Annotated in this window: 15 protein-coding genes and 1 pseudogene; 5 read left to right on the top strand and 11 right to left on the bottom strand. The window is 69.6% G+C overall.

All coding sequences use genetic code 11. The features are described from left to right. Nucleotides 1-41 precede the first annotated feature (41 nt). On the top strand, nucleotides 42-641 hold the full coding sequence (locus OHA55_RS02890) for a pyridoxamine 5'-phosphate oxidase family protein (RefSeq protein WP_266702461.1): 600 nt from the start codon (nucleotides 42-44) through the stop codon (nucleotides 639-641). Between the two features lie 120 nt (nucleotides 642-761). Continuing rightward, nucleotides 762-1,472, top strand: a complete 711-nt coding sequence (locus tag OHA55_RS02895; RefSeq protein ID WP_266702462.1) for a L,D-transpeptidase — start codon at nucleotides 762-764, stop codon at nucleotides 1,470-1,472. Nucleotides 1,473-1,559: 87 nt separating this feature from the next. Here the strand turns inward: OHA55_RS02895 and OHA55_RS02900 are convergent, their stop codons facing one another. The 6 genes from OHA55_RS02900 to OHA55_RS02925 form a co-directional block, all read right to left on the bottom strand. After that, the gene (locus OHA55_RS02900; protein ID WP_266702463.1) at nucleotides 1,560-2,096 is read right to left on the bottom strand and encodes an arginine repressor; all 537 of its coding nucleotides are present in this window, start codon (nucleotides 2,094-2,096) and stop codon (nucleotides 1,560-1,562) included. 25 nt (nucleotides 2,097-2,121) lie between these two features. Continuing rightward, nucleotides 2,122-3,327, bottom strand: coding sequence for an acetylornithine transaminase (locus OHA55_RS02905; RefSeq protein WP_266702464.1), 1,206 nt, complete (start codon nucleotides 3,325-3,327; stop codon nucleotides 2,122-2,124). Further along, on the bottom strand, nucleotides 3,324-4,304 hold the full coding sequence (gene argB / locus OHA55_RS02910; protein WP_266702465.1) for an acetylglutamate kinase: 981 nt from the start codon (nucleotides 4,302-4,304) through the stop codon (nucleotides 3,324-3,326). The genes OHA55_RS02905 and argB overlap by 4 nt, the downstream gene beginning before the upstream one ends. Next, a complete protein-coding gene (gene argJ / locus OHA55_RS02915; protein ID WP_266702466.1) occupies nucleotides 4,301-5,455 on the bottom strand; it encodes a bifunctional glutamate N-acetyltransferase/amino-acid acetyltransferase ArgJ in 1,155 nt (384 codons plus the stop codon). Before argJ ends, argB begins: the two co-directional genes overlap by 4 nt. 121 nt (nucleotides 5,456-5,576) lie before the next feature. Further along, entirely contained in the window at nucleotides 5,577-6,605 is a 1,029-nt protein-coding gene (argC, locus tag OHA55_RS02920; RefSeq protein ID WP_266702467.1) for an N-acetyl-gamma-glutamyl-phosphate reductase, read from the bottom strand. Between the two features lie 340 nt (nucleotides 6,606-6,945). Further along, nucleotides 6,946-7,278 (bottom strand): hypothetical protein, encoded by a 333-nt coding sequence (locus OHA55_RS02925; RefSeq protein WP_266711208.1) that lies wholly within the window; start codon nucleotides 7,276-7,278, stop codon nucleotides 6,946-6,948. Between the two features lie 21 nt (nucleotides 7,279-7,299). Here OHA55_RS02925 and OHA55_RS02930 point away from each other — a divergent pair. Next, nucleotides 7,300-7,965, top strand: a pseudogene (locus OHA55_RS02930) (3'-5' exonuclease); the annotation flags it as partial. Nucleotides 7,966-8,266: 301 nt separating this feature from the next. Here the strand turns inward: OHA55_RS02930 and OHA55_RS02935 are convergent. The 5 genes from OHA55_RS02935 to OHA55_RS02955 are packed head-to-tail and all read right to left on the bottom strand — an operon-like array spanning nucleotide 8,267 to nucleotide 16,979. Continuing rightward, entirely contained in the window at nucleotides 8,267-9,370 is a 1,104-nt protein-coding gene (locus OHA55_RS02935) for an HNH endonuclease (RefSeq protein ID WP_266702469.1), read from the bottom strand. Nucleotides 9,371-9,390: 20 nt separating this feature from the next. Then, complete coding sequence (locus OHA55_RS02940; protein ID WP_266702471.1) at nucleotides 9,391-11,025, bottom strand: AAA family ATPase; 1,635 nt, start codon at nucleotides 11,023-11,025, stop codon at nucleotides 9,391-9,393. Between the two features lie 34 nt (nucleotides 11,026-11,059). Next, entirely contained in the window at nucleotides 11,060-12,574 is a 1,515-nt protein-coding gene (locus tag OHA55_RS02945; protein WP_266702472.1) for a class I SAM-dependent DNA methyltransferase, read from the bottom strand. Next, the gene (locus OHA55_RS02950) at nucleotides 12,571-13,920 is read right to left on the bottom strand and encodes a hypothetical protein (protein ID WP_266702473.1); all 1,350 of its coding nucleotides are present in this window, start codon (nucleotides 13,918-13,920) and stop codon (nucleotides 12,571-12,573) included. The genes OHA55_RS02945 and OHA55_RS02950 overlap by 4 nt, the downstream gene beginning before the upstream one ends. Next, nucleotides 13,917-16,979, bottom strand: coding sequence for a DEAD/DEAH box helicase family protein (locus OHA55_RS02955; protein WP_266702474.1), 3,063 nt, complete (start codon nucleotides 16,977-16,979; stop codon nucleotides 13,917-13,919). The genes OHA55_RS02950 and OHA55_RS02955 overlap by 4 nt, the downstream gene beginning before the upstream one ends. 577 nt (nucleotides 16,980-17,556) lie before the next feature. Between OHA55_RS02955 and OHA55_RS02960 the strand changes: the two genes are divergently transcribed. Beyond that, nucleotides 17,557-18,270 carry a Fic family protein gene (locus OHA55_RS02960; protein WP_266702476.1) on the top strand — a complete coding sequence of 238 codons (714 nt, stop codon included), beginning with the start codon at nucleotides 17,557-17,559 and terminating at the stop codon, nucleotides 18,268-18,270. A gap of 79 nt (nucleotides 18,271-18,349) precedes the next feature. Then, a complete protein-coding gene (locus tag OHA55_RS02965) occupies nucleotides 18,350-19,828 on the top strand; it encodes a hypothetical protein (RefSeq protein ID WP_266702478.1) in 1,479 nt (492 codons plus the stop codon). The last annotated feature ends 29 nt before the right edge of the window (nucleotides 19,829-19,857 follow it).

Here is a 19,857-nt window from a genome sequence, read left to right on the forward strand (position 1 = left end):
AGGAAAGGCCACAGAGCCTTCTGATGGCAGATAATCCGCACATGGGAAAGACCTACGAACGTATCGACGGACGGCTGCGCGCGTTCATCGAGGAGCAGCCCCTCTTCTTCACCGCGACCGCCCCCCTGGACGGTGACGGCACGGTCAACCTTTCTCCCAAGGGCGTCAGCGGCTCATTCGCGGTGCTCGACGGGACGACGGTGGCGTACCTCGACTTCGCCGGAAGCAACTCGGAGACCATCGCCCACTTGCGGGAGAACGGCCGCATCACGCTCATGTGGTGTGCGTTCCAGGGACCGCCCGACATCGTGCGGGTGCACGGCCGAGGTGAACCGGTCTTCCGCGACGACCCCCGCTTCCCCGGGCTGCTGGCCCGCTTCGACCAGGTGGACCCGACGCCCCACGGGCTGCGCGCGATCATCGTGGTGACGGCCGAGCTGATCCGTGACACCTGCGGGTTCGCCGTGCCGTTCCTCGCGTACGAGCGGGACCGGCCCCTGCACGCGGACCGGTTCGCCCGCGAGGACGACGAGAGTCTCGGCGCGTACTTCGAGAAGAAGCCCGACATCGCGACCAGCATCGACGGCCTGCCCGGCCTGCCGCTTCCGCTGCCGCCGATGCCCGCCCCGGCCGCGCGCTGAGGGACGCCTCCCAGGACTTTTCCCCGCGTCTTTCCCCGGGTCTTTCCCCGGGACGCTGCCCTGGACCGTACGGAGCACTCCGGTGGAGACGTGTTCCCCGCCGCCCGTACGGTCCGGAGCATGCGCGTATCCCTGGTGACCCTGTCCGTCCTGCTGGCCCTCACGGGCTCCGTCTCGGCGGCGGCGCCACCCGCCGGTGGCGCCCGGCCTACCCCCGAGAGGCTGGCCGACACGGGCGGCGGCCGGCAGCTGATCGTCGCCGAGGCCCCGGAGGCCGGGTCCACCACCGGCACGCTCACCTGGTGGGAGCTGCGGCGGGGGCGGTGGGTGGAGGCGGGTTCGGCGCCTGCCCGGTTCGGGGCGGCGGGGCTGACCGAGGGGCGTACCCGGCGCCAGGGCACGAACACCACCCCGACAGGGCTGTACGGCCTCCCCTTCGCCTTCGGTCTCCGGGCCGCCCCGGCCGGTACGGCGTACCCGTACCGCAGGGTGACGGACGGCTCGTGGTGGTGCCAGGACAACGGGGCTCGTGCGTACAACCGGTGGGTGGAGCCGCTGCCGGACGACTGCCGGGCCTCGGAGTCGGAACACCTGGTCACGTACACGACGCAGTACGCCCGGGCGATGGTGATCGGCTTCAACTACGCGAAGCCGGTACGGGGCAGGGGCGCCGGCATCTTCCTGCACGTCGACGGGGCGGGGGCGACGGCCGGCTGCGTCTCGGTGCCCGCGGAGGCGATGGACCGCGTTCTGGCCTGGGCCGACCCGGCGAAGCGCCCGCACATCGCGATCGGCACCCGGGCCGGGGAGCTCGCGGTCACCGGCTACTGACGTTCCCACGACGCCGACGAGCCCGGTCCGCGGGTGACGGACCGGGCTCGGGTGTGCGGGGCGCGGGTGAACACCGCGCCGGTCGCCTCAGCGTTCGTTCTGCGCGAGACGCAGCAGGTGGTCGGCGAGGGCCTGACCGCCCGCCGCGTCGCGGCTGATCAGCATCAGCGTGTCGTCCCCGGCGATCGTGCCGAGGACGTCGTGGAGTTCGGCCTGGTCGATGGCCGAGGCGAGGAACTGCGCGGCGCCCGGGGGTGTGCGCAGGACGACGAGATTGGCCGAGGCCTCCGCGGAGATGAGCAGTTCCGAGGAGAGCCGCCGCATCCGCTCCTCCTTGGCGGACCCGCCCAGCGGTGCCTGCGGGGTACGGAAACCGCCCTCGCTCGGCACGGCGTAGATGAGCTCCCCACCGGTGTTGCGGATCTTGACCGCGCCCAGCTCGTCGAGGTCGCGGGAGAGCGTCGCCTGGGTGACGCTCAGCCCGTCGTCGGCGAGGAGCTTGGCCAGCTGGCTCTGCGAGCGCACCGGCTGCCGGTTCAGGATGTCCACGATCCGGCGGTGGCGTGCCGTGCGGGTCTGCGGCACGGAGGGGCCTCCGTGCTCGTTGTCCTGCGCCTCGGTCATCGTCGTCGCCTCATTCTCCGCCTTGTCATGCTCCGGGTTCTCCGTCGCCCTTGCCCGGGTTCGCCGTGTCCAGCGCGCCCCGCAGGATGGCCAGGAACGCGTCCACCTCCGCGTCGCCGATGATCAGCGGCGGCATCAGCCGTACGACATCGGGCGCGGGGGCGTTGACCAGGAGTCCCGCTTCCTGGGCCGCCTGCTGCACCTGCTGCGCGTGGGGCCCCGTGAGCACGATACCCAGCAGCAGGCCGGAGCCTCGGACGTGGGAGACCAGGGGGTGTCCGAGCCCCTCGACCTCGTCCCGGATGCGCTCACCGAGCCGCTTGACGCTGTCGAGCGCGCCGTCCGCCGCCAGGGTGTCCAGCACGGCGAGGCCGGCCGCGCAGGCGATCGGGTTGCCGCCGAAGGTGGTGCCGTGGTGCCCCGGCTTCAGCAGGTCGGCCGCGGCACCGAAGGCGACGGTGACACCGAGCGGCAGCCCGCCGCCGATGCCCTTGGCGAGGGTGACGATGTCGGGCTCGACGTCCTCGTGGGCCTGGTACTCGAACCAGGTGCCGCACCGGCCGACACCGGTCTGCACCTCGTCGAGGACGAGCAGGGTGCCGGTGGCCCGGGTGATCTCGCGGGCGGCGGAGAGGTAGCCCTTGGGCGGGACGACCACGCCCTTCTCGCCCTGGATGGGCTCGATGATCACGAGCGCGGTGTCGGTGGTGACGGCGGCCCGGAGCGCTTCCACGTCTCCGTACGGCACGTGGGTGACCTCGGCGGGCAGCGGCAGGAACGGGTCCCGCTTCTTCGCCTGTCCGGTGAGGGCCAGCGCGCCCATGGTCCGGCCGTGGAAGCCACCGGTGGTGGCGACCATGCCGGTCCGGCCGGTGAGCCGGCCGATCTTGAAGGCGGCTTCGTTGGCCTCGGCGCCGGAGTTGGCGAAGTAGACCCGTCCGCTCCGGCCGAAGAGCTGGAGCAGCCGCTCGGCGAGCGCGACGGGCGGCTCGGCGATGAAGAGGTTGGAGACGTGCCCGAGGGAGGCGATCTGCGTGGAGACCGCCTCGACGACCGCGGGGTGGGCGTGGCCCAGCGCGTTCACCGCGATACCGCCGACGAAGTCGAGGTACTCCTTGCCGTCGGCGTCCCAGACCCGGGCGCCCTCGCCCCGGACGAGGGGGATCTGCGGCGTGCCGTAGTTGTCCATCAGCGAGTCGCTCCACCGCTGACCGAGTTCCGCGTTCGTCATGCTGACCCCTCCGTGTCCGTACCCGGCTCTGCCGCCGTGTCCGTGTCCGGCACGACCATCGTGCCGACGCCTTCGTCCGTGAAGATCTCCAGCAGGATCGCGTGCTGGACGCGGCCGTCGATGACCCTGGCGGTCTCGACGCCGTTGCGTACCGCGTACAGGCAGCCCTGCATCTTCGGGACCATGCCGCTGGACAGCTCGGGCAGGAGCTTCTCCAGCTCGGTCGCGGTGATGCGGCTGATCACGTCGTCGCTGTTCGGCCAGTCCTCGTAGAGCCCCTCGACGTCGGTGAGGACCATCAGCGTCTCGGCGTTCAGCGCGGCGGCCAGGGCGGCGGCGGCGGTGTCGGCGTTGACGTTGTAGACGTGGTTGTCGTCGGCGGAGCGCGCGATCGAGGAGATGACCGGGATGCGGCCGTCGGCCAGCAGCGCCTCTATGGCCCCGGTGTCGATCTCGGTGATCTCGCCGACCCGGCCGATGTCGACGAGTTCGCCGTCGACGGTGGGCCGGTGCTGGACGGCGGTCATGGTGCGGGCGTCCTCACCGGTCATGCCGACGGCGAGCGGGCCGTGCTGGTTGAGCAGACCGACGAGCTCGCGCTGCACCTGTCCGGCCAGGACCATGCGGACGACGTCCATCGCCTCGGGCGTGGTGACCCGCAGTCCGGCCTTGAACTCGCTGACCAGGCCCTGCTTGTCGAGCTGGGCGTTGATCTGCGGTCCGCCGCCGTGCACGACTACGGGCTTGAGGCCGGCCTGCCGCAGGAAGACGACGTCCTGGGCGAAGGCGGCCTTCAGCTCGTCGTCGATCATGGCGTTGCCGCCGAACTTGATGACCACGATCCGGCCGTTGTGCCGGGTCAGCCAGGGCAGCGCTTCGATGAGGATCTGGGCCTTCGGGAGGGCGGTGTGCTTCCGGGCCGTGCTCTTCTCGGCGCCCGTGTTCTTCTTGGCGCCCGCGTTCTTCGCGTCGCTCATGAGCTGTACGCGCTGTTCTCGTGGACGTACTCGGCGGTGAGGTCGTTCGCCCAGATGACGGCCGACTCGGTGCCCGCGGAGAGGTCGGCGGTGATCCTGACCTCGCGGTAGCGCATGTCGACGAGGTCGCGGTCGTCGCCCACGCTGCCGTTCTTGCAGACCCAGACGTCGTTGATGGCGACGTTCAGCTGGTCGGGGTCGAAGGCGGCCCGGGTGGTGCCGATCGCGGAGAGGACACGGCCCCAGTTGGGGTCCTCGCCGTGGATGGCGCACTTGAGGAGGTTGTTGCGGGCGATGGAGCGGCCCACCTCGACGGCGTCGTCCTCGGTCGCGGCCCCCACGACCTCGATCCGGATGTCCTTGGAGGCGCCTTCGGCGTCGCCGATGAGCTGGCGGGCGAGGTCGCCGCAGACGGCCTGTACGGCGGCGGAGAACGCGTCCTGGTCCGGGGTGATACCGCTCGCGCCGGAGGCGAGGAGCAGCACGGTGTCGTTGGTCGACATGCAGCCGTCCGAGTCGACCCGGTCGAAGGTGGTGCGGGTGGCGTCGCGCAGGGCGGCGTCCAGCGCGGACGCCTCGACGTCGGCGTCCGTGGTGAGCACGACGAGCATGGTGGCGAGGCCCGGGGCGAGCATGCCCGCGCCCTTGGCCATGCCGCCGACGGTCCAGCCCTCGCCGCCGGCCACGGCGGTCTTGTGGACGGTGTCGGTGGTCTTGATGGCGATGGCGGCGTCCCGGCCGCCGTCCTCGCTGAGGGCCGCGGCGGCGGTGCCGATCCCGGCGAGCAGCTTGTCCATCGGGAGCAGCGTGCCGATGAGCCCGGTGGAGCAGACGGCGATCTCGCCGGCACTGTGGCCTTCGAGGACCTCGGCCGCCTTCTCGGCGGTGGCGTGCGTGTCCTGGAAGCCCTTGGGTCCCGTACAGGCGTTGGCGCCACCGGAGTTGAGGACGACTGCGGAGACCTCGCCGCCCTTGAGGACCTGCTGGGACCAGAGGACGGGTGCGGCCTTGACGCGGTTGGAGGTGAAGACTCCCGCGGCGGCGCGGCGCGGCCCGAGGTTGACCACGAGGGCCAGGTCCGGGTTGCCGCTCTCCTTGATCCCGGCGGCGATGCCCGCCGCCTGGAATCCCTGTGCTGCCGTGACGCTCACTGCATCTCCTCGTTCGCTTCTCCGCCCGCGCGGTGCGGCGCAGCGGGGGTTTCCGTGGTGGTCCGGGACCGGGCGTCCGTACGCCCGGTGCCCGGGGTGGGTGCGGCCGGGCGCCGGTCGGTCACGGTGCCACGCCGGTCGTGGTCAGACCGGTGTCCTCGGGCAGCCCGAGGGCGATGTTCGTGCTCTGCAGGGCACCCCCGGCAGTGCCCTTGGCGAGGTTGTCGATGGCACTGATCACGATGATCCGTCCGGCTTCGGGGTCGTACGCCACCTGGATCTGGACGGCGTTGGAGCCGTACACGGACGCGGTGGCGGGCCACTGGCCCTCGGGGAGGAGGTCGACGAACGGCTCGTCCGCGTACGCCTTCTCGTAGGCGGCGCGGAGCGCCTCGCCGTCCACGCCGGGCTTCGCCTTGGCGCTGCAGGTGGCGAGGATGCCCCGGGGCATGGGGGCGAGGGTCGGGGTGAAGGAGACGGAGACCCGCTCACCGGCGACGGCGCTGAGGTTCTGCGTGATCTCCGGCGTGTGCCGGTGCCCCCCGCCGACTCCGTACGGAGTCATGTTCCCCATCACCTCGGAGCCGAGGAGGTGCGGCTTGGCCGCCTTGCCGGCGCCGGAGGTACCGGACGCGGCGACGACGACCGCCTCGGGCTCGGCGAGCCCGGCGGCGTACGCAGGGAAGAGCGCGAGCGAGACGGCGGTCGGGTAGCAGCCGGGGACGGCGATCCGGCGGGTCCCGGCGAGCGCGGCGCGGGCGCCGGGCAGCTCGGGGAGCCCGTAGGGCCACGTACCGGCGTGCGGCGAACCGTAGAATTTCTCCCAGTCCGCGGCGTCCGTGAGCCGGAAGTCGGCCCCCATGTCCACGACCAGCACCTCGTCGCCGAGCTGCTCGGCGACGGCGGCGGACTGCCCGTGCGGCAGGGCGAGGAAGACCACGTCGTGCCCGGCGAGCGCCTCGGCGGTGGTGGGCTCCAGCACCCGGTCGGCCAGGGGCCGCAGGTGCGGCTGGAGCGCACCGAGCTTCTGCCCGGCGTTGGAGTGGCCGGTCAGGGTGCCGATCTCGATCTCGGGGTGGGCCAGCAGCAGGCGCAGCAGCTCACCGCCGGCGTATCCGCTCGCCCCTGCCACCGCTGCACGTACCACCATCGGAATCCTCCTCATCGATGGCATGACTATACGCAGGAACGCACTTTTATGCAAAGACATGCCGGATTCCCGCTGTGACCGAGACCCCTAGTTGGCACATGGAGAGCGTTTGTTGGCACATTTCGGTCCCGTAACGCTGAGTAGCTAGCCGGGCCGGCCTGGGGGCGATCGGCTGGACACAACACCCGCTGCCTCCGCACAGGGGCCGGTCAGCCCGTCAGAGCGGCGATGAACCGTACAGTGCGCCGCCGACGGGCAGCTCCAGAAGATCCGGTGTCGCGGCCACCGCCGCGCTATGCCGGGGAGTCCCCCCGGCACTCTTGACCGTTGGTGCCTGCGGTCAGCCAGTCAATGCCCTGACTTCCTTGTCCACGGAGTCGGCAGCAGGGGTCAGGTCCCCATCGAGCGAGTCCAGTATCAGTCCAAGGGCAGCCTGCGGGTAGTACTCGCGCCCGTGCAGCGGCCGATGGCCTGCACCCTTGAGGCGTGCCAACATCCCGTTCTCCGCCTCTCGGGCAACCCCCTCGGGAAGGCCAGTGAAGAGCCGGTGCCGGGTGTTGTAGCCGTCGCGGGCGTGCCGCGACAATCGGACCTCTCCATCTCCGTTGCTGATGCCAAACTTGACCCCCGGCTTACCAATCACCCGGTCTGTGCCCGTCACGACGTAGAGCACGTCCTTCGGCTTGGCGGCCCGCTCGCTGGCGAAGCCAACCGCTGGCTCACCCTCAGCAACGCACCCATCCGGCTGACCGGGACGCCTGGCATTCCCACCACGATCGGGCCCCGCTCGGCTCATCCGGATGTGGTGCTGTGCCGGACCAACATCGGGGCAATGACCGAAGTCCTGTCCCTCATCGCGTCCGGCACCAGAACGGCGCTGGTGGGCGGCGGTGACTCACTGCGCGCCCTGGCATGGGCCGCCCTCGACCTCATCCAGGGACGCCGCGCCCACCATCCCGAGCTTGTGCTCTTCGCCACCTGGACGGCCCTGCGCGACTACGCCGAGCACGACCCTGCCGGAAGCGACCTGCAGCCCTTCGCCAACCTCATCGACGAGTACGGCCCAGACGCAATTTTGCGCGCACTGGACCGTCTCGTCGCCGAAGACAGCGCAGAGGTCACCGTTTCCACTGCCCATAAAGCCAAGGGCCGGGAATGGGCACGGGTGCGCATCGCACCCGACTTCACACCGCCCACCGACACCGACGAGGTCGACGCCCAAGGTCAACCCGTTCCCAAACCCGTCGACGAGGCAGAGGCCCGCCTGGCATACGTTGCTGTCACCCGGGCCCGCCACCACCTAGACCCCATCGGCCTGGCCTGGATCCACCAGCACCCCGACAATCCCTGGTCAGGGTGACACTGCGATACGGACGATGCCATGCTGCGGGTCGGCGGCGCAGCTGTTGAGACGCGGATGCGGTCTGGCAAAGCCGGATGGGCGACGAGGGCAGTCAGTCCGTGACGGCACGGCCTGGCGGCCCGGGCGTCGCCGACTCCCTAGCGCTCTACTCAGGGGAGTCGGCCGGGACTCAGGCTCCTTGCCGGGTCGCCGTCGCGCCCTGCATGATGCCTGTACGGAGTACGGGATTGTCGTGTCGTCTCCAATGAGGGCCCATCGCAGCGCACCCACCTGGGTGCGCTTCCCGGCCGTGCCATCGTCAAAGCTGCGGCCCTGCGTGCTGGGTACGAAATTCGGCGAGCGACTGCTCGACTCCGGCAATAGTCAGATGCCAAAAGTCCCAGCCCTCGATGTCGTCGCTGCCGGTAGCGGCCCGAGCCGCGGAAGTCGGGGTGCCCCACGGACGCTTCCAGACACTGATGCGGCCGTCCGGGAGCAGTACACCTGGGTGCACCTTGTTGTTGTGACGGCCGGTCAGCGCGATGCCTGCGGCCAGTTCGGCCGGGTCGAGGTACTGGAGCAGATCCCGTACGTCGACCGCGGAACGCCCCGGGTCGATGGCTGACGCGCTGGGGAGCGTCGGCGCGGGCTGGACGGGTGCGTCCGGCTGCCAGGCACAGGCGCGCTGCAGCGCCAGTGCGGCTGAAGCCGCCGCGCTCCACTGTGCGGCGGGTGCCACTCGCTCGTCGAGCATTTCCTGGATGCCGGGCAGGCCTGGTATTCGGGCCAGAGTGGCGACGTCCTTCATAAGGCGGCGGCGATGCTCGATGATCTGCGTGTCGTTGAGCGCCAGGATCCGGATGGTCTCGTCAGCGCGGCAGACTCCGCGTCGTGCCTCGGCCTGGGAGTAAGGGGTATGACTGCGCCGGGCAAAGCCGGCAGTGTCGAATCCCAACAGGTCAGGATCGCCGATCCGAGCCGGATCCAGGAGCACCGGCTGCTCCAGGTGCAGGTCATCGCGCTGACGCCAGGCGCGCGGCCCGGCCAACAGCGGGAACCGGCTACTCTTGGCACGGCCTTCCCGTCTGCCGTCGAACCGAGCTCCGCCGCTGTTGCAGTGCTTGCATGCGATGCGGTAGTTGTCGATCGTGTAGGCGAGCCACCAGTAGCCGCCATGGCCGGGTTCGCCAAGCACTTCGGATTTTGGCCGGTAGTGGTCGACGGTGATGTCCGCACGCTGAATCGTGGTCTCGCAGTACCAGCACTTTTGTCCGACGAGTGCGAGCAACAGGTCGCGTACCTCGTCATCGGTCCAGTGCTCGGTGAAGGTGCGCTTGGTGTTGCTGCTCATCGCGGCCCGCACGGCGTCCAAGGTGCCTTCGGTCTTGGCCGCCCAGGCCGGCGGAGTGGTGAGCCCGCTCATGTCCACATGTCTCATCGGCGTCAGATCACCGACGAGAAGTGCTCATTGAACAATTCGGCGACCATAGCCTCCAGCACCTGCGGAGGTGGCGGGTTGGCGCCGGTTGCGGTGTCGACGAGAGCACGGCGCCTGCGGTGGAGTTCAGCGAGGAAAGCCGTCACGAGCGCATCGCGGTGCGCGGTGGCAAAGCCCAGCGCGTCGAGCTCGTCAGTGACCTCGCGAAGTTCCGCCTGCAACACCGGATCGCGCTTCGCCGCCGGCACCAGCGCGTACTGGCGGTCAATCAGTTCCTGTGTGTGTTCGTCCAGTTGGCTGGGCAGCCCGAACAAGTCGGTGGTCAGCAGGCCGCCAGCACCCTGGCCTCGCGGAGTGGCCTCGGGTATCACGGCCGTGGCCTGGCCTTCCTGGTCCGTGGCGACGATCCGGATCTGCTGGCGGGTCATGTTGGACACCAACAGGGGTTCGTGGGTGGCTGTGATGAACTGCGAGTCCTGGTGAACGCCCAGCACAGCACGTACGGAGCTGTACCAGCGCCGGCTCCACTCGGGGTGGAAGTGGGAGTCGGGCTCGTCCAGGAGGAAGAGCGACTCCTGTGCCCGCTGGAGCCGCAGCAAGCCCAAAATGGTCAGGAGTTGCTGCTCTCCGGAGCTCAGGTCGTCCAGGCCGAGCATCACCGCCCCGGTCTTGTGAAGGCGGACGTCGATGGTGAGGTAGCCGGCGTCGAGCAGGGTGGCGAGAAGCCCAAACATCGACAGGTCACTGTCGAAGAGGTTACGGAAGGCCTGGACGTCCTCGGTGGTGCCGAGCACGATCTGGAATCCGTCGGCCGGGCTCCCGGCGCCGTCCATCGGGTCGGCGTCGGGAATGGGGCCGAATCGGCCGGACTCGGCTGCGGCCGCAAACAGGGTGCGGGCGGGGCCGCCCAGGCCCCAGTACGGCAGCGCGGCCAGCGGCGCTGCCCGCACGGCGCGGGGCGCCTTGATCGTCAGGACGGCCGAGGCGACGTGCTGGATGTAGGCGTGCTCGCGCAGGTAGGTGCCGAACGAGTCGGCCCAGTGTGTGGTCTGCGAAAGGAGCAGCAGTGGCAGGTGGGCGGGGGTGCACAGGAAGACCGGCGTATACAGGGGGCAGCTGATGGGTAGGGTGAGTTGTTCCGGCCATGCTTCCTGGGGGGACCGGTGGGCGAGCCAGTCGTCGAGGCCCTCGCGCCACTGTCGACGCCAGTCGCCCAGGCGGCGCGCGGCGAAGCGGCGATGTTGGTCGAACTCCGCGGTCCAGGGGGCATGCGGGTGGGCCTGATAGCCGAAGACGTGATCGGGAAGATGGCGCGACCAGTTCGCCCTGGGCACTCGCGTCGGCGTGCCGCCCGCTGGGGTCACAGTCACTTCGGGGGCGGCGTCGAGGGATGTCTGAACAGCTCGGACCGTCGTGCCGCGTAGCTCGTAGCGCACGTCGAAGGCGAAGGCGGCGCGGTGTTTCGGCCGGCTTAGGAAACCGAAGATTTCGGCGAGCGCGTGCAGAGCCCGGGACTTGCCGCCGCCGTTGGGGCCGATCAGGGTGGCGATGGCATGGCCATCGTCTACCGCGTTGGTGAGGTCCAGGTGGAAGTCGCCCAGTCCTCGGTAGGCGGGAAGACTCAGGCTCAGCAGCCGCATGCGTTCCCCCTTGTTTCACGAGTTGTGGTCGCGGTCATGTCGTCGCGCCTTGGTCAGGGCGGTCAGCTTGGACGCCATAGGGCCGCAGCGCTTCGGTGAGAGTGGTCAACTCCTGCAAGGCAGAGTGGAGTTCATTGGCGATCTGCTGTGCCATGTGGTGTAGGTCGGTGTCGGGCTCGGAGGGCGCGAACGGGCTGTTGGCCGGTTCCGCGACCAACACATCGAGATTGGTGCGGTCCCGGGCGAGGAGATCCTCCACGCTGAAGGACTGGAACACGTGGGATGCGGTCCGCTCGCTGCGGGGCCGTCCGGGCCGGTAGGCGGACACGAATTCCTCGAAGTCGGCGCCGGTCAGGGGGGCCGTTTTGGTGGGCGCGGGGCGCTCGGAGCGCAGGTCGTACACCCACAGCCGCTCGGTCGACGGCCTGCCGTCCGGCCGGGGTAGGCGCTTGTCGAAGAACAGAACGCTGGTCTTGATGCCGGATGCGTAGAAGACACCGGACGGGAGCCGCAGCAGGGTATGCATATCGCAGGCCTCAAGGAGTCGTCGTCGCACATGCTCGCCGGCTCCGCCTTCGAACAGCACGTTGTCAGGCACCACGACGGCCGCCCGGCCGTTGATCTCTAGCAGGCTGTGGACGTGCTGGAGGTAGTTGAGCTGCCGATTGCTGGTCGCGGCCCAGAAGTCTGGCCGGTAGTCCGCGTAAGTCTCGCCGGTGAGCATGGTGCGCCGGCCGAACGGAGGCGTGGTGAGGACCACGCTCGCGTGCTGGGTCGGACGCTGGGCGAGTGCGTCGCCCACGGCGATACGGGAATGGTCATTGGGCCGCGTCACTCCGTGCAGGAGCAAGTTCATTGTGGCCAGCCGCGCCGTGGCATCGACGAGTTCGGTACCGCCGAACGCGCCCGCGGTCAGCCGCGCGCGTTCGGCGGAGCTGACGCCGGGCGGAAAGTGCTTCACCAGGTACTCGAATGACTTGATCAGGAAGCCGCCGGTGCCGCAGGCCGGATCGATGATTGTGTCGCCGACGCCCGGCTGGACGCATTGAACGATCGCTTCGATGAGCGGGCGGGGGGTGTAGTACTGTCCGGCGCCGGTCTTGGTGTCGGCGGTCAGCCGTGCCAGCAGCGCTTCATAAACCGCGCCGCGGCCGCCGTGCTCGGTCCCCGACCAGTGGTAGCTGTCGACCAAATCGATCAGCCGACTGAGCTTGGCCTGGTCCGGGATGCGGTTCTGTGCCTTGCGGAAGAGCACGCCGAGGTTTCCCGAACCGTACCCAAGGTCGCTCAGGGCCTGCTCGTAATGCTGGCGCTGGTCCTCACCGGCGCTCCGACTGATGTCTGCCCACGCGTCGTAGCCGATCATGTCCACGGGGTTGAGCGGACGCTGGCGCTGCTCGTGGGCCAGTTTGATGAGGATCAGGCTCGCGAGCTGCTCGACGTACTCGAGGCCCGACACTCCGTCTTCTCGCAGCACGTCGGCAAAGGACCACAGCGCCTTGGCCGGGTCCTGGTCAAGGCCGGGGCGCGAGAGTGCGGGTCGATTCACAGCGAGGACTCCTGGTGCCCGGGTGAAGGTGCGGCGGGGGTCAGCTGGCCGGTGAACGCCTGCTGCAGGAGGTTGCTGCGCAGTTGGTCGGCGATGGCAAGTGCCCGTTCTGCCGCAGCGCAGGCGACCTTGAGGGACGTCAGGTGCGCGTCGAGGAGATCGACCAGTCGTTGCTGCTCAGCGGGTGGCGCGATGGGCACCGGCATCAGCCGGATTTTCCCCAGGCCGATGGATGCCAGCCCGGTGACCTGCGTGGCGTTACGCTCGCACCATTTGCGGCCGAATCCGCTGGCGTGCCAGGCCAGGAGCTTGGGGTGCATCTGCTGGCCTATGACCCGGGCCCGGAACACATGGTCTTGGTGGACGCAGTGGGGCAGTTGCTCCTCCCAGATCCATCCGCGGCCCAGCTGGCCGCGGTCTCCGCCGCCGGTCAACAACACGTCTCCGGAGTGGAGTTGGGCGGCCAGCGCTCGCTGCGCTGGCAGCCGGACCACCGGGACATCATCCAGGTCCAGGCGGCCGCGCTGCACATTCGCGACCCGAAGGCAGGGAACTTCTACGTCTGCGGGATCCCACTGGCGCCTGCTGTTCTTAGCGACGCCGCGGGTCACTTCCGCGATGCTCTCCAGGCGGGTCCACCGCCAGCTGGCGGGCAAGGACGGCAGCGCGCCATCGTGGGTGCCGACGCCCGGAAGGCTTCCCGGTGCACGGTCGGTGCCGGAGAGCCGGCCAACGCTGGCCTGGGCGCTCATCGAGTAGATCAGCCCTTCGGCCTGCTCGGCGGCTCTGCGGGTCCGGGTGACGGTGGCGTCGATCTGGGCGAGGTGGTCCTTCACTTGGCTGACGACCCGGGCCTGCTCGCCAAGGGCGGGGAGTGGCAGCAGGATCTGCTCCAGGTCACGGTGGTTGATCCGGTAGATGGCTGCGCCACCCTGACGGGTCCGGTCCTCGATCTGGCGGCGTACGACCGGTGAGTTCCACAAGTGCGCGAGATAGCGGGGGTCGAGGAGGGAAGACAGCGCCCGCACGCGGATCATGGTATCGGGGAAGGCTGTCGCCTGGGGCAGGATGTCCACCAGGGCGCCCTCGCCGACCAGCGTGCGCGAGCCGCTGACCCGGCTGACCAGCAGGTCACCGGGTTCGGCCAGAGCAGGCGGGCGGGTGCGGGCTGTGTCGTCGCCGCCCTTGGTCTGGGTGAAGTCCACTGTCACCGGGCGCAGAGCCGTCGCCCGCAATACGGGAAAGCCGTCTTCGCGGGCAGGCAGGGACCGGCCGTTGGCCAACGGTTCGCGCAGTACGTCAGCCAACGTCACCAGGGTCCAGCCGGAGGGAAGGTCACGGTTCAAGCGAGCGCCTCACCCAGTTCTTCCAAGAGGTCGATCGCGGCGTCGGCCCCGAACGCGCCGAGGAATCCGTCGGTGCCGCCGCGGCCCGAGAACGGGATGCTGTCGAGCTCCTCGGGATCGAATCGGTCGTCGGCGGCGGCAGCCACCGACGCGATGTTCTCGATCCACCACAGTTGGGCCGCCGTGAACGGTCCGGCCTGCCGCACAAACACGGCCACGCGGCGGCGCACATCCTCGCTCGCCACACTGGACTCGGTGGGCTCACCGACATCCGATGCCGCCGGCCGGTCGTAGAGGCCGAGCAGCATCTGCCGTAGCGCGGGCCGGCCGCCGAGCAACGCACCGGCATCGCGCACCTCCTCATCGAGGGCATCCTGTCCCCAGGCGGCACGGACCTGCGCCACGTGGTCCGCATCGACCGTGCCGAGAAGCCGCGCCACCAGCCCTTCCAAGGAAGTGCCGGACAGCTTACGGACCGCGGCGCTGTCCGCGTCGCTCAGCAGGGGCACGAGCCGGGCCAGCCGCACCCCGAGTTCAGCCGTCTCGTCGGCGCTCATGTCTGCGTCCGCAGTGCGGTTCAGTAGGCGTTCCAAGGCTCGCCGGCCCGCCCGGCCGGACGCGTCGGTCACATTGGCGAGCCGTCGGTGATGGTGACGCGAGGTTCCCACTGCGTCGATGACCACGAACTGCGTCTTGGCGAATGCTCCCGGTGTTACGGTGCGCAGCACCGTAGGGGCGATGCGCTGCGCCCCTTGCGCCAGTAGCCGCTCGTAGTAGGCGGCGGAGCGGACCTCGCGCAGGAACAGCACGCATTCGACCGCCCGCATGTCGGTTGGGCCGGACATGATGTCCACCACCACCGCAATCCGGAACTTCGGACTGGTCCTGAAGTCCCTCAACAGCTGCTCCGGGTGATCACTGCGCATGGTGATCTTCTGGCAGAAGCTGTCGCCCGCATCAAACACCGCGCGGATACGGTCCACGACCTCGTTCGCGTGCGCGTCGCTGAGTGCGAAGACCACCGTCTTGGGCACACCCAGCCCGCCCTGTACCGCCCGTTCAGGAAACAGCGTGGGCAGTTCATCACGGAACGCCGTCACCACCGCAGTCAGCTGCCGAGAATCGACGACCCGTGGGGCGCTGGCCGGTCCGACATAGGCCAGATCCTCGTCCAACTGCTCGTACCAGGCGCGGCGTGGAGCCTTGGCCTCGGCAGGGATGTGCGTGCTCAACGGTCTGAGTACCGCGCGTCCGGACGGCTCGAACCGTGTCTGGTAGACGGCGTAGTCCACGACGAGCCCATCCGCGACGGCCTGCTCAAAGGGGTATTCACTGACCAGATTGGCATTGAAGAAACCAAAGACCGGGGCAACGGGGGTCGCAGTCAATCCCACCACCGGAGCGTCGAAGTACTCCAGCAGCGCACGCCCCCGTCCGTACACCTGGTGGTGACAGTCGTCGACCACAACGAGGTCGAAGGAATCAGGAGGCAGGACCGAGGAGTAAGCAGCCTCAAGCGGCGTGGCATCGGCCTGCGCAACCTGCTCGGCGGTCTCGTAGGCCGAAACGCGGGCGGTTTCGTCCTCCGACTCGGACGTCCCCGCCAACATGCCCTCCAGTCGCTGGGCTGTCGCCACCACGATGGACGCCGACGAAGGCGATCCTTTCGATGTGAGCTCTGCGACTGGGTAAACCTCAGCAAGACTCCGTCCCGTGTCCGGGATTGTGAATTGCCGGAACAGGGCGGTCAGCTGATGCGCCATCGCCACGCGATCCACGACGAAGAGAATGCGCGCCGCCCGGGCGTACCTGAGCTGGCGGTACGCCGCAAAGACCGCGGCAGAGATCCGTCCCGTGCCGGTGGCCATCTGCACCAGGACACGGCGGTCACCGGCCACAAGAGCCTGCTCGATGGCTAGTACCGCCCTCAGCTGTGGTGAACGCAGCCGTCCGGCTGTTGGCTCCCCTTCCTCCAGGTGCGGTAGATGAGCCGCTATCCTGGCGCGATAGGTGGGTGCCGCACGGTCCGCATCAGCCTCACTCTGCCACCGCGCCAACGTCTCCGGCCTGTGAAAACCACTGACGAGCCGGGCTCGTGATGCTGGATCATTGGCGTCGCAGAACAGCAGTCGCCTGCCATCGCTCACATACCGATACGGCAACGGAGAGCGCCAGACCGGCCACGGCGAGGCCTCCGTGGCCGCGGCCGCCAGACTTCCCGCCTGCTCCATGGCCCTGGTGAGATCCGCGCCTCCCCTCTTGCACTCGACGATCCCCAACAACTGGCCGCCCACTACCAGAAGCAAGTCAGCACGGCTGCCACCGGCCAACCGGGGCTCGATCAACACGTGGCCAAGGGAGCGGCCTCGGTCACCCTCAACCTCCTGGCCAGGAACATCCCACCCCGCCTTGGCGAGCCTGCGCCGCACCTCCGTCGTGATCCCGGCTTCTGTGAGCGGCTCATGGGCCGCATCGCGGGCGCTGACAATCAGGTGCTCGCGCTGTGAAGCGGGCACGGACGTCGGTCGCACTCGGAGATCGAACTCCTCACGCAGGTGAGGCAGGGTCCCCTCCAGCAGAGCCAGGCGCTCGGCCAGGACCCGTAGGTCAGATGAGTCTGTGAGGACGAAGGACATTGGCTCCTGGTCTGCCGTGTGGAGGCGGAAGAACCAGACAGCCAGTTCGAAACAGCGCTGCACCAGGTGCGACGCCGCCGTCCCTATCCCGTCAGGGGCATCACCGGGAGAACCATGCAGGTCCTGGAACGCAGCAAGAATGCGTGCAGGTAGCAGCCCCACTCGGGTCAGCACCCGCAGACGAGACGGCTGGTCCGCCATCGGCGCCCGCACGCCCGCCGCATGGCCGAGCTCAGCAGCCAGGACCTCACCGAACTGTCGTGCTGCCGCCACCGCCTCAGCGGGAGCAGAAGGCCCCCGAGCCTCGGCCAAGGCGCCGTAGAACACCAGCAGCGGTTCGTGCGGAAGGAGGAATCCGAAGTTCGCAGAGGCATCAGCGAGGTCTGTGATCCGATCCTCAAGCTCGCTCGACAGTTGAGTCACTCGAACCCTCCCTGCCTGCCCCACGTGGTTATGCGATCAGTCACGGCGTCTTCAACGGACCGGCCCCTTACCTTAGCGTCCGTCCATCGAAGGGGAACATCGCAGCTGAGCTTCCTCGATAGCAACCTGGGCAGCCCCGGCCGCGTCCGCCTCCACGGCAACCGACGCGGCACTTGGATCAAGACCCTTTGCGATGGCTGCAAGGGCACGCCCTGGCACTGCTCTATGGAGTTTCGTGAACGCCAAGCGAAGGAGTGCGCACGTTAGTTCACAAATTTTCGACTCTCTACGCCGTCTTCTAATCAATTCCGGAGAATGGCCGCCATGGCCGCCATTGCTGAGCGGAGGGTGCTGCCGTGGATAGATGGGCGACACAGCAAGGGTAGTGATCCCGTCGGAGTCAAGTCACCTTGACCAGTTGGCCATGGAGTACAACGGGGATGTCGCCCAGCGGGATCGGCTACGGCTCGATGACGACTGGCCTCGTCGGTGGAGTTCGTCACGGCGAGTGGGTGTCGACGAAGTCTGCTGGCCGATCCGAGACATGGCACACGTGCCAGTGCTGTCATCGCGGCCGATGCGGGGGTTCACATGGCGGGCGAAACAGCGCCATCGCCCCGGCCTGGAGGTGATGGCCCTGGGGCCGGAGGCCGGTCCGCACTCCCCCGCGCCGGCCCCGGACCATCTGGAGCGCTGGCTCGCGGTGCGCGGGTCCGTGCCGTGGCCGAAGGCGGCGGACGTCGGTGCGAGCGACCCCGTGATCCCGTCCCGCGACGGCGCCGCGGAGGACATCCGCGCCTTCGACGGGGCCCTGAGCCCCGGCCGCGCCGCGGGCATGCTCCGTGCCCTGGATTCGGTGCGGGCCGACGCGGCGCGCGGCGCCCCGCTCGACTTCGAACTGCTCCGCGGCTGGCAGCGGCACGTCCTGGAGACACCGGAGCCGCCGCCGTTCCGCGGCTCGCCCGCCTTCGCGAAGGGAGGGCGGGAGCGCTACGGCATCACCCCGGACACCCGGGCCCGTCTCGACGACTGCCTGGCCGAGAGCGGCGGAGCCGACGGCGTCTCCCTGACCGCCCGTGCCGCACGCGCCTGTCTCGACATCTGCTTCTTCCACCCCTTCGACGACGGCAACGCCCGCTCCGCGTTCCTCGCCCTCGTATTCGTCCTGGCCCGTGAGGGCGTGGCGCTGGAGTCCGTCGGCCTGCTCCGCCGCGTCTCGTTCCGGGCCGACGATCCCCAGGGCCCGCTGACCCTGGCGCGCTTCATCGACAGCCATCTGAAGGAGACCTGACAGACATCTGACACACCGCCGCGAGCAGGCGGTTCCCCTCGTACGATCACCCGATACGACCGCCGGGGAGTGCGATGGCATGGGTGTACACGCCGAGAACGCCGAGGAGGGGACAGCGGCAGCGGTACGTCTGGCGCGAGGCGCACCGCTGCGGAGCACCGTCGATGCCACCGACCCCGCGGCCTGGCTCACCCTGGACGCGGGCGTGCGCGAGGTGTTCGGGTACCGCTCGCCGGTCGCCCACACGGGACCACCGCCCGTGAACCCGGCGCAGGACGAGGAGTCCCGGCTCGCGCTGGCCCTCTGCCACGGTGACGGGCGGGTCCGTGAGAAGGCGGTGCGCCGGTCGGCCGGCCGTCCCGGACTGCTGCCGCTGATCGTGATCCGCTGCGCCGACTGGGCCGACCCGGTGCGCGGCTCCGCGCGGCACCTGCTTCGCGAGGCCTTGGACGCGGACGCCGCCGTCGGCCTCGCACCGCTGATCCTGCGCGTCGGCCGCCGGGACAGAGGCGCCTTCGGTGTCGAGCTGCTCGGGGAGGTCATGCGCCGGGCGTCGCCCGACCGGCTCGCGCCCCTCCTCACCTCCCCGGACCGTTCCGCGCGCCGGTTCGCCCACCGGCTGGCCATCGACGAAGGGCTGCTCGGCCCCGTCGAACTGGCCCGCACCGCCGCCCGGGACGAGGACACCGTGGTCCAGGACCTGTGTGCCACGGCGGCGCTGGCGGCACTCACGGACCTGCCCTCCGGGCAGGCACAGGAGGCCGACGAAACGGACGGGGCCGGCAGGGCGGATGCGGCGGCGCGGGCGTACGAGGCCGTGCTCGCCCCGCTGCTGTCCGCGCGTCATCCGCGTACCCGCTCCGCCGGTGTCACCGCGCTGCGGCGGGCGGGGCTGTCGGAGCGGGCGGAGGCATTTCTCGGCGATCGGTCGTCGCTGGTGCGGGCCTGCGCACGGTACGTCGTACGGCAGCACGGAGGCGATCCGACGGCCTGGTACCGCGAGTGGTGCACGGCCGCGGCCGACCCCGGGCTGCCACCCGGCGCGGTCGTCGGGCTGGCCGAGAGCGGGAACCGCCCGGACGCGGTGCTGTTGTGGCCGCTGCTCGACCACCCGGCGGGCGGAGTGCGGGAGGGGGCCGTGATCGGTCTTCGGCTCCTGGACTCCGTGGTGACCGACCGCTTGCGACCGCTCCTCGACGATCCGGCGGCCCGTGTCGTCCGGGAGACGGCCGTCGCTCTGCTGCCTTCGGCGGGCCAACTGCCCGCCGACTGGCTGCTGGAACGCCTGACCGGGCCCCAACAGCATGTCCGCCATGCCGCGTTCCGGCTGCTGGACGCGCGCGGCGGGATCGAGGCGCTGCGGGCGGCCGTCGGACTTCTGGCGGACCCGGACACGAGGTTGCGCATCCGAGCGGGGCAGTCCGTACTGCGCTGGCGCCCACCGGCGGACGTTCGGCGCCATGACCCGGAGGTGGCGGAACTGCTCGACCGCAGCCGCCACCTCTTCAGCCCGTACGGACTGCTCCGCCTCAAGTGGGAGGCCGGATTGACCGGTTGAGGGCGCCCGTGGCGGCGCCCACGTCCGGC

Source organism: Streptomyces sp. NBC_00102, assembly GCF_026343115.1.
In the GTDB taxonomy this organism is placed as follows: domain Bacteria; phylum Actinomycetota; class Actinomycetes; order Streptomycetales; family Streptomycetaceae; genus Streptomyces.

Coding starts and splice junctions, on each gene's coding strand:
- OHA55_RS02935 (WP_266702469.1), bottom strand. CDS start 9,370: ATGAGCGGGCTCACCACTCCGCCGGCCTGGGCGGCCAAGACCGAAGGC.
- argC (WP_266702467.1), bottom strand. CDS start 6,605: ATGGTGGTACGTGCAGCGGTGGCAGGGGCGAGCGGATACGCCGGCGGT.
- OHA55_RS02895 (WP_266702462.1), top strand. CDS start 762: ATGCGCGTATCCCTGGTGACCCTGTCCGTCCTGCTGGCCCTCACGGGC.
- OHA55_RS02905 (WP_266702464.1), bottom strand. CDS start 3,327: ATGACGAACGCGGAACTCGGTCAGCGGTGGAGCGACTCGCTGATGGAC.
- OHA55_RS02890 (WP_266702461.1), top strand. CDS start 42: ATGGGAAAGACCTACGAACGTATCGACGGACGGCTGCGCGCGTTCATC.
- OHA55_RS02940 (WP_266702471.1), bottom strand. CDS start 11,025: ATGCGGCTGCTGAGCCTGAGTCTTCCCGCCTACCGAGGACTGGGCGAC.
- OHA55_RS02960 (WP_266702476.1), top strand. CDS start 17,557: ATGCGGGGGTTCACATGGCGGGCGAAACAGCGCCATCGCCCCGGCCTG.
- argB (WP_266702465.1), bottom strand. CDS start 4,304: ATGAGCGACGCGAAGAACGCGGGCGCCAAGAAGAACACGGGCGCCGAG.
- OHA55_RS02965 (WP_266702478.1), top strand. CDS start 18,350: ATGGGTGTACACGCCGAGAACGCCGAGGAGGGGACAGCGGCAGCGGTA.
- OHA55_RS02900 (WP_266702463.1), bottom strand. CDS start 2,096: ATGACCGAGGCGCAGGACAACGAGCACGGAGGCCCCTCCGTGCCGCAG.